The following is a 12695-nucleotide window of genomic DNA, read 5'->3' on the forward strand; positions in this document are numbered from 1 at the left end:
TGCAAGGCATTCTCTCTGCCAGGAGCGCTGACCATGCTTGACAGCCCGATCCGCGAACACCTCGACACGCTGCAACAGGCGATGGCCGATGGTGATTTTCTGGTGCTGACCGGTGCCGGCATCAGCACACCGTCGGGCATCCCCGATTACCGTGACAGCGACGGTGTGCGCCGTGGCCGCCAGCCGATGATGTATCAGGAATTCCTCGCCGCCCCCGAGTCACGCCGCCGCTATTGGGCGCGGGCGATGCTCGGTTGGCCACGCGTGCGCCAGGCGCAGCCGAATGCGGCGCACGAAGCGCTGGCCAGTTTGCAGCGCCATGGCCGCATCAGTGGCTTGATTACGCAGAATGTCGACACCTTGCACGATCAGGCCGGCAGTCATGACGTGATCGAACTGCACGGCAGCCTGCATCGCGTGCTGTGCCTGGATTGCGGCCAGCGCAGTGAGCGCGATTCGATTCAGCGTCTGATGGAACAGCAGAATCCGTACCTGGCCGGCGTCGACGCAGTGCAGGCACCGGACGGCGATACTCTGCTCGACCCGACGTTCGAAGCACGCTTTCAGGTGCCGCACTGCCCCCATTGCGCAGGTGAGCGGATGAAACCTGACGTGGTGTTTTTCGGCGAAAACGTCGCGCAGGCCACAGCGGCACGGGCCATGGCGGCGGCAGAAACAGCGGCGGGGATGCTGGTGGTCGGGTCTTCGTTGATGGCGTATTCGGCGTTTCGTCTGTGCCGGGTGATCGCCGATCGCGGCAAGCCGTTGATTGCGGTCAACCTGGGCAAGACCCGGGCGGATGAATTACTCGACTTGAAGATCGAGGCCTCCTGCGAACAGCTCCTGCCGTTGCTATCGCAACAGCTCATCTCCTGAACACATAAATTCCCTGTAGGAGTGAGCCTGCTCGCGAAAGCGTCTTGTCAGCCAACATCTTTGCAGACTGAAACACCGCTATCGCGAGCACGCTCACTCCTACAGGTTCAATGTTCGGCTTTGAGGATATCGAACAGTGCCTGCGCCGCTGCCGACAGTTCATTGCCCGGCTCGGTCAACACGCCAATCGCCCGTTCCACGGAATCATTCAGCGTCAGGCAGTGCGCGCCCAGTTCCTGCATCTGCTCGGCGCACAGTGCCGGCACCGCGCTCACTCCCAGCCCACTGGCGACCATCCGGCCGACCGTCGCCAGTTGATGGCTCTCGAACTCCACCGGCAACTTCATACCCCGCGCCTGCAAGTGTTCTTCAAGCATCACCCGCACCGTGGACGGCCGCTGCAAGGTGATAAACGGCTCCTGCAACAACGTCTGCCAGTCGATCTCGCTGCGTGCAGCCAGCGGCGAATCCTGCGGGACCACCGCGACGAAGCGGTCCAGATAAAGCGGCGTAAACGTCATCGACGTGCTCTGCATCGGCTCGAACGCCACGCCCAACTCAACCTGGCGGTCGCGAACCATCTCCAGCACCTGCTCGTTGATCACGTCATTGACCGTCACGTTGACGTTCGGGTAGCGCGCCCGAAAGGTCTTGAGGATCGGCGGCAGCAAGTTGCCGGCAAACGACGGCATCGCCGCCAGCGTCACCCGCCCGCGTTGCAGGCTGAAGCGCTGACGCATTTCGTCTTCGGCGTTGTCCCAGTCGGCGATCAGGCGTCGGGCCAGCGGCAACAGGGATTCGCCTTCGGCGGTCAGGGCGACGTTGCGGGTATTGCGGCTGAACAGGCGCCCGCCGAGGCCTTCTTCCAAGGCTTTGATGGTCAGGCTCAGCGCCGATTGCGACAGGTGCAGGCGCTCGCCGGCCACGGCGAAACTGAGGCTCTGGGCGACGGCGAGAAAGGCGCGAATCTGTTTGATGGTCATACTATTGAACGCCGTTCAAACTGTAGGAGCTGCCGCAGGCTGCGATCTTTTGATTTTGTTTTTTAAGGTCAAGGTCAAAAGATCGCAGCCTGCGGCAGCTCCTACAGGGGGCCAGGTGATTTGAAGAGACTTTATTGAGTTTTATCTATCAATCAACCTTAAAAATCAACTTAACAAATATATCGTCCAGCGCGACACTCCAGTCATTCGGCTAGCCAGCCGCCCGCAAATAATAAAAGAGGTGCATATGGCAGGTTTCGACAAGCGCGTGAGTTCCTACGAGGAAGCCCTCGCCGGGCTGGAAGACGGCATGACCGTCATCGCCGGTGGCTTCGGTCTGTGCGGCATTCCGGAAAACCTGATCGCCGAGATCAAACGCAAGGGCACCCGCGACCTCACCGTCGTTTCCAACAACTGCGGTGTCGACGGTTTCGGCCTCGGCGTGCTGCTGACCGACCGCCAGATCAGCAAGGTCATCGCCTCTTATGTTGGCGAAAACAAGCTGTTCGAAGAGCAACTGCTCAAAGGCGAAATCGAAGTCATTCTGACGCCGCAAGGCACCCTCGCCGAGAAGATGCGCGCAGGCGGTGCCGGTATCCCGGCCTTCTTCACCGCCACCGGTGTCGGCACACCCGTTGCCGAAGGCAAGGAAGTGCGCGAGTTCAAAGGTCGCAAGTACCTGATGGAAGAATCCATCACCGGCGACTTCGCCATCGTCAAAGGCTGGAAAGCCGACCACTTCGGTAACGTCGTTTACCGTCACACCGCACAGAACTTCAACCCGCTGGCCGCCACTGCCGGCAAGATCACCGTGGTCGAAGTCGAAGAAATCGTCGAGCCCGGCGAGCTGGATCCATCGCAGATCCACACCCCCGGCATCTACGTCGATCGGGTCATTTGCGGCACGTTCGAAAAACGCATCGAACAGCGCACCATCCGCAAATAACTCAGGCTGACGGAGAATAAAAACATGGCACTTTCCCGCGAACAAATGGCTCAGCGCGTCGCCCGCGAAATGCAGGACGGCTACTACGTGAACCTCGGTATCGGCATTCCGACCCTGGTTGCCAACTACATCCCCGAAGGCATGGAAGTCATGCTGCAATCGGAAAACGGCCTGCTCGGCATGGGCCCTTTTCCGACTGAAGAAACCATCGATGCCGACATGATCAACGCCGGCAAACAAACGGTGACCGCGCGCATTGGCGCATCGATCTTCAACTCCGCCGAGTCCTTCGCGATGATCCGCGGTGGTCATGTCGATCTGACCGTGCTCGGCGCGTTCGAAGTCGACGTCGAAGGCAACATCGCCTCGTGGATGATCCCCGGCAAACTGGTCAAGGGCATGGGCGGCGCCATGGATCTGGTGGCCGGTGCCGACAACATCATCGTCATCATGACCCACGCGTCCAAGGACGGTGAGTCCAAGCTGCTATCCAAATGCAGCCTGCCGCTGACCGGCGCCGGCTGCATCAAGCGCGTGCTGACCGACCTCGCCTACCTGGAAATCGAAAATGGCGCTTTTGTCCTCAAGGAACGCGCACCTGGCGTCAGCGTCGAGGAAATCGTCGCCAAAACCGCTGGTAAACTGATCGTCCCGGATCACGTGCCGGAAATGCAGTTCGCTGCCGAGTGAGGAATTCGAAAATGCAAGATGTCGTCATTGTTGCCGCCACGCGTACCGCGATCGGCAGTTTCCAGGGCTCCCTGGCCAGCGTATCCGCGGTGGATCTGGGCGCGGCGGTGATCCGTCAGTTGCTCGAGCAGACCGGCCTGGACGGTGCTCAAGTGGATGAAGTGATCATGGGTCAGGTGCTGACTGCCGGCGCCGGCCAGAACCCGGCGCGTCAGGCCGCGATCAAGGCTGGCCTGCCCCACGCCGTACCGGCCATGACCCTGAACAAGGTGTGCGGCTCGGGTCTGAAGGCCCTGCACCTCGGTGCGCAGGCGATCCGTTGCGGCGACGCCGAGGTGATCATCGCCGGTGGCCAGGAAAACATGAGCTTGTCCAACTACGTGATGCCGGGTGCGCGCACCGGTCTGCGCATGGGTCATGCACAAATCGTCGACACCATGATCAGCGACGGTCTGTGGGATGCGTTCAACGATTACCACATGGGCATCACTGCCGAGAACCTGGTCGACAAGTACCAGATCAGCCGCGAACAGCAAGATGCTTTCGCTGCCGCGTCCCAACAGAAAGCCGCCGCAGCCATTGAGGCCGGGCGCTTTGTCGATGAGATCACGCCGATCCTGATTCCACAGCGCAAAGGCGATCCGGTGGCGTTCAAGGTTGACGAACAACCGCGTGGCGACACCACCGCCGAGTCGCTGGCGAAATTGCGCCCGGCATTCAAAAAGGACGGCAGCGTCACTGCCGGCAACGCTTCGTCGCTGAACGACGGCGCTGCGGCGGTGATCCTGATGAGCGCCGAGAAAGCCAAAGCGCTGGGCTTGCCAGTGCTGGCGACCATTGCCGCTTACGCCAACGCCGGTGTCGACCCGGCGATCATGGGCATCGGCCCGGTTTCGGCCACCCGCCGCTGCCTGGCCAAGGCTGGCTGGGACATTGGCCAACTCGACCTGATCGAAGCCAACGAAGCCTTCGCCGCACAATCGCTGGCGGTGGCCAAGGATCTGCAATGGGATCTGAACAAGGTCAACGTCAACGGCGGCGCGATCGCGCTGGGCCACCCGATTGGCGCATCGGGCTGCCGCGTACTGGTGACCCTGCTGCATGAAATGATCAAACGTGATGCGAAAAAGGGTCTCGCGACCCTGTGCATCGGTGGCGGTCAAGGCGTAGCCCTGGCGCTGCAACGCGTGTAACGAGCAATACAGACAGCGGGCGGATCCACGACATCCGCCCGCTGCCTGCCCCATGTACTAAGTCCCTCGTGAGGACAGACCCAATCTTTGCACCGACCACAATTCCCTGTGGGAGCGAGCCTGCTCGCGAAAGGGCCGTCCGGTCATTGAGATCTAAGGCTTGCGCAGCAAATACGTATCCATGATCCAGCCGTGCTCCAATCTTGCAGCCTTGCGCACCCGCTCGATTTCATCCGCCACCTCCCCCAGCTTGCCGCTGATGAGGATTTCATCCGGCGTCCCCAGATACGCCCCCCAGTAAATGTCTGTCTGCGGATCGGCCACATGGTGGTAGGAATCTTCGGCATCGAGCATCACCACCAGACTGTCCGCATCACTGACCTTGCCTGCCGCCAACCGCCGCCCCGTGGTGATTTCCACCGAGCGTCCGATGGTGTTCAACGGCACCTTGTGCTGCGCGGTCAGCGCCTGAACGCTGGTAATCCCCGGGATCACCTCAAACTCGAAGGCACAGCGGCCTTGCGCGAGAATCGCCTGCAAAATACGCACAGTGCTGTCATACAACGCCGGATCACCCCACACCAGAAAACCGCCGCACTCGCCGTCAGACAATTCGTCATTGATCTGTTGTTCGAAGGTTCGCTGTTTGGCGCGGTTCAGGTCATCGACGCTGGCGGTGTAGTCCACATCGCCGCGCTCACGCTCCGGGCTGTGGGCTTCGGCGAAGCGGTACGTAGGATCGGTGATATAGCGCTCGCAGATTTCGCGACGCAGATTGATCAGTTTGTCCTTGCTCTGGCCTTTATCCATTAGGAAGAACACATCCACCCGGTTCAGCGCTTTCACCGCCTGCATCGTGATGTAGTCCGGATTACCGGCGCCGATGCCGATCACCAATAACTGTTTCATCAGCGTGCTCCTTCAAGATCGAGACCGGGCAAACGCAATCGCCAGCGGCCGGTAAAGCGCAATTCGACCACCGACAACGGTTCGACATCAATGTCATGAAAGGCTGAGCCGCGCATCACCTGGATCAGCGCAGCGCGAATGACAAACGGATGGGTGACCGCAACTACATGGCCCGGCGTCGCTTGCAAACTCTGCAGCCAAGCCGCCACACGCTCACCAAGCTGGGCGACCGATTCACCACCATGGGGCGTGGCGTGGGGATCTTCCAGCCAGGCCTGCAGCGCCGCCTCTTCTTCACGCTGCAGATCCTTGATCGACCGGCCGTGCCAGCGGCCCCAGTCACAATCGCGCAGCGCCTCGTCGACTTGCGCATCCGCGCCGAACCACTGAGCCGTCTGACGAGTGCGCAACTCAGGGCCGCAGATCAGACGTCGCGGGGAGTCGAACCGCACGGCCAGCGAGTCAGCCGCCAGGTCGGTATTTTCAACAGGCTCATTCGTAGGAAAACACGCCAGTTTTTGTGCGACGGTTCGCGCATGGCACATCAGGGTCAAACGGGTGGTCTGCACGATCGATCACTCTGTCGAGAATCATGAAAATCCACGGCGCAATGCCGAACCAAGGGCAATTGTGCCGTAAACCGGGGGCTCAGGGGGGCTTGATGCAATTTCGCGAAAAAGTGACTTAAGCGCAAAAACGGCAATGTCTGACACAGCTATGGGCCATGGACTACAAGACCTGCCGATTTCGGTGTAGCCCTTGTTACATAGGGGTCTTGCTCCATTTTGGAGCCTTTTCAACAGCAAAAAGAATTCACTAGACATGTAGCGCCAGTTACATAAATACTGTTTTAACGGATTGTGAAGCGAATTCGACACACCCATCCAGCAGGAGCCAGGATGCCCCCTCTCAGAGACTTGATCACCGACCCCGGCCTCGATCTTACGCCGTCGGAACGCAAAGTCGTGCGCGCCTTGCTGGATCAGTACCCAAGAAACGGCCTGGGGCCGATGGCGCGTCTGGCCGAACATGCCGGGGTCAGCGATCCGACCATCGTGCGGCTGGTAAAAAAACTCGGTTTTGGCGGTTACGCCGAATTCCAGGATGCGCTGCTCAGCGACATGGACCATCGCCTGCGCTCGCCGCGTACTTTGTTGCAGCCTCGAGCGCAACAACACAAGGATGATGCCTGGAGCCACTATCTGGCTGACAGCCATCGCTTGTTGGTCGACACCCAATCGCTGACCCAGCCTGAAGACGTGCGCATCCTCACCGACTGGCTGCTCGATGCGCGGCATCAGGTGTATTGCTTCGGCGGACGTTTCAGCAGCCTGATGGCGACTTACCTGCTCAATCACTTGCGCCTGCTGCGCCCCGGTTGCTTTGCACTGGAGGACAACGCGCAACTGCCTGATCGGCTGTTCGATCTGCAACGTCAGGACGTGGTGCTGGTGTTTGACTACCGCCGCTATCAGACCCAGGCCCTGCGCGTCGCCAGCGCGGCGAAAAACAATAACGCGCGCGTGGTGTTGTTCACTGACATCTACGCCTCGCCACTGCGCGAAATGGCCGACCTGATCATCAGCGCCCCGGTGGAATCGGCCTCGCCGTTCGACACCATGGTGCCGGCGCTGGCACAGGTCGAAGCACTGATCGCCTGCCTGACCCTGCGCACTGACAATCTGGCCGATCGCCTGGAAGGCATCGACGCCCTGCGCAACGACTTCAACACCCACCTGCTGGAGGATAAATAAGGATGTTCAGCCTTCCCCACCGCTCGCCGCGGGATTTGCCCTTTGTCATCGATCACACCACGTTGTTGTTGGTGGACATGCAGCGTGCCTGGCTCGAACCGCAGTTCGACCCGCACCTGAACGGCCCGGACGCCGAGTATTTCCTGACCCGTGCACACATGCAGGTGGTGCCCAATCAACGACGTTTGCTCAGTGCCTTTCGCGAGGCGCGGCAGAACGTGCTCCATACCATTATCGAAAGCCTGACCGCCGACGGCCGCGACCGCTCGCTGGATCACAAACTGTCGGATATGCATCTGCCCAAGGGCAGCGTGCAGGCGCGGATCATCGAAGACCTGACCCCGGTGGAAAATGAGATCGTCCTGCCGAAAACCTCTTCCGGGGTCTTCAACTCGACCAACATTGACTATGTACTGCGCAACCTCGAAACCCGCCATCTGATCATCGCCGGCATTGTCACTGACCAGTGCGTCGACATGGCCGTGCGTGACGCCGCCGACCGCGGCTATCTGGTGACACTGGTCGAAGACGCTTGCGCCACCTACACCTCGGCGCGACACGACGCCTGCCTGAACGCGATCAAGGGTTATTGCTGGATCACCGATACGCAAACCGTGCTCGGCCGGTTGCAGGAGATGCAGCCATGAGCGCACGCCTGATGCCATTGCCGATGACCACCATCGTCACCACCGACCTGATCGGCATCACCCGTGGCCGCTCGTTTCCCACCGACGAACTTGAACACTACCAGGCCGCCGGTTGTGGCTGGGTGCCGGCCAACAGCGCGTTGACGCCTCAGGACATCATTGCCTCGACCAATCCGTGGGGCGCCTATGGCGACGTGCGCCTGATTCCCGACCTGAGCAGCCGCGTCACTGTCGGCAACGGCCCGGATCCCGAAGCGCCCGCACTGGACTTCATTCACGGCGATATCCGCGAAACCGATGGCCGGTCGTGGGGCGCCTGCCCGCGCACGCTGTTGCGCGACGAAATCGAACGCTATCGCGATCAACTCGGCTTGCAGGTCAACGCCGCGTTCGAACATGAGTTCAACCTGCACGCAGGCTTTGCCCAGCACCTGGCGTTTTCCCTCGAAGCCCAGCGTCAGGGCGCCGAATTCGGCGGCTGGCTGCTCAGCGCCTTGCGTGCCGGTGGCGTCGAACCGGAAATGTTCCTGCCTGAATACGGCAAGCATCAATACGAAATCACCTGCCGCCCGACGCTTGGCGTGGCTGCTGCGGATCGTGCGGTCAATGTGCGCGAGATCACCCGCGAGATCGCCCGGCAAATGGGCCTCGATCTGAGTTTCGCGCCGAAAACTGCCGCAGACGCGGTGTGCAACGGCGTGCACCTGCACGTCAGCCTGCTCGATCTCGCCGGCCAGCCGATGCTCTATGACGCCGGCACCAGCAATGGCCTGTCGACCCTCGGCCAGCATTGGGCGGCGGGCATCCTGCATTACTTGCCGGCGCTGTGTGCGTTCACCGCGCCGACGCCGGTGTCGTACGAGCGTTTGCAGCCGCACCACTGGAGCGCGTCGTACGCCTGCCTCGGTCAACAGAACCGTGAAGCAGCGTTGCGCATTTGTCCGACCGTGACATTGGGCGGCAAACCGGTGGCAAGGCAGTTCAACCTCGAATTCCGCGCCATGGACGCCACCGCCTCGCCGCACCTGGCGATGGCCGCGCTGTTGATTGCCGGACGCCTGGGCATCGAGCAGCGTCTGGCGCTGAATGCAATCACCGATGAGATTCCCGATTCACTCAACGACGAGCAACGCCAGGCCCGGGGCATCGTTGCCCTGCCCGGGTCGCTGGCGCAGGCGCTGGATTGCCTGCGCGACAGCGCTGCCTTCAACGAATGGCTGCCCAAGCCGTTGCTCGACACGTATTACGCCCTGAAAACCGAGGAACTGGCGCTGACGGAACAGCTCTCGCCCGCCGACTTGTGTGAGCACTATGCACGCCTGTACTGAATCCGCCGAGCTGGGGTTGTACACCCGACCGGTCTACAACCTGAGCCGCGCCGACTCGACGCACCCGTTGATTCTGGTGTGCGAGCACGCCAGTTGTTACATCCCCGAGGCCCTGAACAGTCTGGGCCTGGACGCTGCCGCCGCCCGTGAGCACATCGCCTGGGACATCGGTGCGCTGCAACTGGCCGAGCAATTGTCGGAGCAACTCGGCGCAACGCTGTTGAGCGCCAACTATTCGCGGCTGCTGATCGACCTCAACCGCCCACGGCATGCCCCCGACAGCATTCCGGCACAGAGTGAGATCTATCAGGTGCCGGGCAACCGTGAGCTGGACGAAGTCACGCGTGAATACCGCCGGCAGACGCTGTTCAAACCGTTCCATGCGCGTTTGCAGACACTGATCGACGAGCGCATCGCCAAAGGGCAACCGGTGCGGGTGGTGGGCATTCACAGTTTCACCCCGGTGTATTACGGCCAGCCACGCCCGCTGGAAATCGGCGTGCTGTTCGGCCAGGCCAGGGCCTATGCCCAGCGCTTGCTCGACGGTCTCGAACAACACCCGTTGAAAGTGGCCGGCAACCAGCCGTACAAGATCGATCCGCTGGGCGACATGACCGTGCCCGTCCACGGCGATGCCCGTGGCCTGGATTCAGTACTGATCGAGGTGCGCAACGACTTGCTGCGCAGCCCCGAAGCGGTGGCGCGCTGGGCCGGCTATCTGGCGCCATTGCTGTAAGGAAAACGCCTGTAAGACTGCTGACGCTGTAACGGATTACCGATAGAACAACTAAAAAACAATCGATGGCTGACAAGGAGTTGCGCTTCATGGAAATTGAAGAATTCGGCTACAAGCAAGAGTTGAAACGTAGCCTGACCCTCACCGATCTGGTGGTGTACGGGATGATCTTCATGATCCCCATCGCCCCGTTCGGTGTGTATGGCTACGTCAACGCCGAGGCACCGGGGATGGTGCCGCTGGCGTACATCATCGGCATGGTGGCGATGCTGTTCACCGCGTTGAGCTACGGCAGCATGGCCAAGGCTTTCCCGATTGCCGGTTCCGTGTACTCCTACGCGCAACGCGGCCTCAACCAACACGTCGGGTTCATCGCCGGTTGGCTGATGCTGCTCGATTACCTGCTGATTCCGCCGCTGCTATATGTGTACGCGGCAATGGCGCTCAACCACTTGTATCCGGACATTCCGAAAGTCGGCTTCATCCTCGCGTTCCTCGTCAGCGCGACTTTCGTCAACCTGCGCGGCATCACCTTCACCGCACGGATGAACATCATTTTCCTGCTGGCGCAACTGGTCGTACTGGGGATCTTCCTGTTTTACGCCTGGACCGCCCTGCACAACGGCGGCGGTAACGGTGAACTGACCCTGGCGCCGCTGTATCACCCGGAAACCTTCAACTTCGCCCTGCTGATGCAGGCGGTATCGATTGCAGTGCTGTCGTTCCTTGGCTTTGATGCGATTTCCACCCTCGCCGAAGAAATCAAAGGTGACCCGGGCAAGAGCATCGGCAAAGCCGCGCTGATCACACTGGTGGTGATGGGCGTGATTTTCGTTGCGCAAACCTGGATCGCCACCGATCTGGCCGCCGGCATGGGCTTCAAGTCCGCCGACACCGCGTTCTATGAAATCGCCGAAATAGCCGCTGGCAGCTGGCTCGCGACGCTGACCGGTGTGGCGACGGCACTGGCCTGGGGCGTGGCCGTGGCGATCACCTCGCAAGCCGCAGTCTCGCGCCTGCTGTTCGGCATGGCCCGCGACGGCAAGCTGCCGAAAGTGCTGGCCAAGGTCCATCCAAAACACAACACGCCATACCTGAGCATTTATCTGGTGGCGGTGCTGTCGCTGGTGATCTGCTACCTGTTCATCAACTCGGTCGACACCCTGACGTCGCTGGTCAACTTCGGCGCACTCAGCGGTTTCATGCTGCTGCACCTGACCGTGATCAACTACTACTGGCGTCGGCAAAAGTCCGGTCAGGTTGTGCGCCACCTGATCTGCCCGGTGATCGGCTTCATCATCGTCGCGGCCATCATGTACAACATGGGCGTCGATGCGCAGAAACTCGGCCTGATCTGGATTGCCCTGGGCCTGGTGTACCTGTTCTTCCTCAACAAGCTTGGCACCAGCACCGCGTTGCCTGACCCGAGCAACGGCTGACAAGAAAAAGAGCAGCGTCTGACAACAAATCAGGCGACCGCCGATTTAACGCGTGGACCCCGACAGTGATAGTCAGGTTCGGCGATTCGCCGAACCTTTTGATACAGGAGTACTTCCATGCTGGTCTTACGCCCAGTCGCACCGACTGACCTGACCCAGCTCCAACAATTGGCCCGCGACAGCCTGGTGGGCGTGACCTCCCTGCCGGACGACAGCGACCGCTTGCGCGAGAAAATCGCCGGCTCCGCTGCGTCGTTTGACAGCGACGCCGTGGCACAGGGCCCGGAGAATTACTTCTTCGTGCTGGAAGACCTGAGCAATCAGCGGTTGCTGGGTTGCTCGGAGATTCTCGCCACCGCCGGTTTCGACGAGCCGTTCTACAGCCTGCGCAACCGCCACTTCACCAGTGCCTCGCGGGAACTGAACATCGAGCACGGCGTGCCGGCGCTGTCGCTGTGCCACGATTTGAACGATCACACCCTGCTGCGCGGTTTCCACATCGACGCGGCACTGGTGCGCACACCGTTCTCCGAATTGCTCTCGCGGGCGCGCTTGCTGTTCATCGCGGCCCACGCGCAACGCTTCGCCGAAGCGGTGATCACCGAAATCGTCGGTTACAGCGACGAGCACGGCAACTCGCCGTTCTGGGATGCGCTGGGCAAGCATTTCTTCGATCTGCCCTACGTTGAAGCCGAGCGGTTGTGCGGTTTGCAGAGCCGCACGTTCCTCGCCGAACTGATGCCGCAATACCCGATCTACGTACCGATGCTGCCGCAAGCGGCGCAGGACTGTATTGGCAAAATCCACCCGGATGGCCAGGAAGCCTTCGACATTCTTGAGCGTGAAGGTTTTGAAACCAACAGCTACATCGACCTGTTCGACGCCGGCCCGACGCTGTTCGCACGCACCACCAACATCCGTTCGATCGTCCGCAGCCAGGTCGCCGAAGTACGGCTACAGCCACAGATTGATGCACGTGGCCGTTATCTGCTGAGCAACGACGCGCTGCACGGCTTCCGGGCCATCGTCGCCGAACTCGATTACCAGCCCGATCAACCGCTGTCCCTCACCCCTGCAATGTGTGCGGCGCTGAACGTGACCGATGGCAGCCAGATTCGCCTGATTGCCCTGTGAACCGCGCCCGGTTCCGCACCCAACGACAGTGCCCGAACAGGCGCGCAGAAGGAGTTACAG

The 12695-nt window shown here is 60.9% G+C and carries 13 protein-coding genes; 10 read left to right on the plus strand and 3 right to left on the minus strand.

The features are described 5' to 3' along the window. The first annotated feature begins 33 nt into the window (after nucleotides 1-33). Nucleotides 34-876 carry an NAD-dependent protein deacetylase gene (locus JFT86_RS25765; protein WP_201238956.1) on the plus strand — a complete coding sequence of 281 codons (843 nt, stop codon included), beginning with the start codon at nucleotides 34-36 and terminating at the stop codon, nucleotides 874-876. 107 nt (nucleotides 877-983) lie between these two features. Here the strand turns inward: JFT86_RS25765 and JFT86_RS25770 are convergent, their stop codons facing one another. Further along, entirely contained in the window at nucleotides 984-1859 is an 876-nt protein-coding gene (locus tag JFT86_RS25770) for a LysR family transcriptional regulator (protein ID WP_201238957.1), read from the minus strand. A 247-nt stretch (nucleotides 1860-2106) separates the two neighbouring features. Here JFT86_RS25770 and JFT86_RS25775 point away from each other — a divergent pair, with 247 nt between their 5' ends. From JFT86_RS25775 to JFT86_RS25785, 3 genes are read left to right on the plus strand one after another with little or no spacing between them, the layout of a single operon-like run. Beyond that, nucleotides 2107-2805: a CoA transferase subunit A gene (locus tag JFT86_RS25775; RefSeq protein WP_201238958.1), complete on the plus strand. Its 699-nt coding sequence runs from the start codon at nucleotides 2107-2109 to the stop codon at nucleotides 2803-2805. A gap of 24 nt (nucleotides 2806-2829) precedes the next feature. After that, nucleotides 2830-3495, plus strand: coding sequence for a CoA transferase subunit B (locus JFT86_RS25780; protein WP_201238959.1), 666 nt, complete (start codon nucleotides 2830-2832; stop codon nucleotides 3493-3495). Between the two features lie 11 nt (nucleotides 3496-3506). After that, nucleotides 3507-4688, plus strand: a complete 1182-nt coding sequence (locus JFT86_RS25785) for an acetyl-CoA C-acetyltransferase (protein ID WP_201238960.1) — start codon at nucleotides 3507-3509, stop codon at nucleotides 4686-4688. A gap of 153 nt (nucleotides 4689-4841) precedes the next feature. Here JFT86_RS25785 and cobF read toward each other — a convergent pair whose 3' ends face one another. Further along, nucleotides 4842-5597, minus strand: coding sequence for a precorrin-6A synthase (deacetylating) (gene cobF, locus JFT86_RS25790; protein ID WP_201238961.1), 756 nt, complete (start codon nucleotides 5595-5597; stop codon nucleotides 4842-4844). Beyond that, a complete protein-coding gene (locus JFT86_RS25795) occupies nucleotides 5597-6166 on the minus strand; it encodes a histidine phosphatase family protein (protein WP_201238962.1) in 570 nt (189 codons plus the stop codon). Before JFT86_RS25795 ends, cobF begins: the two co-directional genes overlap by 1 nt. 330 nt (nucleotides 6167-6496) lie before the next feature. Between JFT86_RS25795 and JFT86_RS25800 the strand changes: the two genes are divergently transcribed. The 6 genes from JFT86_RS25800 (at nucleotide 6497) to JFT86_RS25825 (ending at nucleotide 12635) form a co-directional block, all read left to right on the plus strand. Next, on the plus strand, nucleotides 6497-7351 hold the full coding sequence (locus JFT86_RS25800) for a MurR/RpiR family transcriptional regulator (RefSeq protein ID WP_201238963.1): 855 nt from the start codon (nucleotides 6497-6499) through the stop codon (nucleotides 7349-7351). Nucleotides 7352-7353: 2 nt separating this feature from the next. Then, the gene (locus tag JFT86_RS25805) at nucleotides 7354-7998 is read left to right on the plus strand and encodes an isochorismatase family cysteine hydrolase (protein ID WP_201238964.1); all 645 of its coding nucleotides are present in this window, start codon (nucleotides 7354-7356) and stop codon (nucleotides 7996-7998) included. After that, nucleotides 7995-9326: a glutamine synthetase gene (locus tag JFT86_RS25810; RefSeq protein ID WP_201238965.1), complete on the plus strand. Its 1332-nt coding sequence runs from the start codon at nucleotides 7995-7997 to the stop codon at nucleotides 9324-9326. The genes JFT86_RS25805 and JFT86_RS25810 overlap by 4 nt, the downstream gene beginning before the upstream one ends. Next, on the plus strand, nucleotides 9310-10062 hold the full coding sequence (locus JFT86_RS25815) for an N-formylglutamate amidohydrolase (RefSeq protein WP_201238966.1): 753 nt from the start codon (nucleotides 9310-9312) through the stop codon (nucleotides 10060-10062). The genes JFT86_RS25810 and JFT86_RS25815 overlap by 17 nt, the downstream gene beginning before the upstream one ends. A gap of 89 nt (nucleotides 10063-10151) precedes the next feature. Then, a complete protein-coding gene (locus JFT86_RS25820) occupies nucleotides 10152-11501 on the plus strand; it encodes an APC family permease (RefSeq protein ID WP_201238967.1) in 1350 nt (449 codons plus the stop codon). 117 nt (nucleotides 11502-11618) lie between these two features. Beyond that, nucleotides 11619-12635, plus strand: a complete 1017-nt coding sequence (locus JFT86_RS25825; RefSeq protein ID WP_201238968.1) for an arginine N-succinyltransferase — start codon at nucleotides 11619-11621, stop codon at nucleotides 12633-12635. Nucleotides 12636-12695 lie beyond the last annotated feature (60 nt).

This window comes from Pseudomonas sp. TH06, from assembly GCF_016651305.1.
GTDB lineage: Bacteria > Pseudomonadota > Gammaproteobacteria > Pseudomonadales > Pseudomonadaceae > Aquipseudomonas.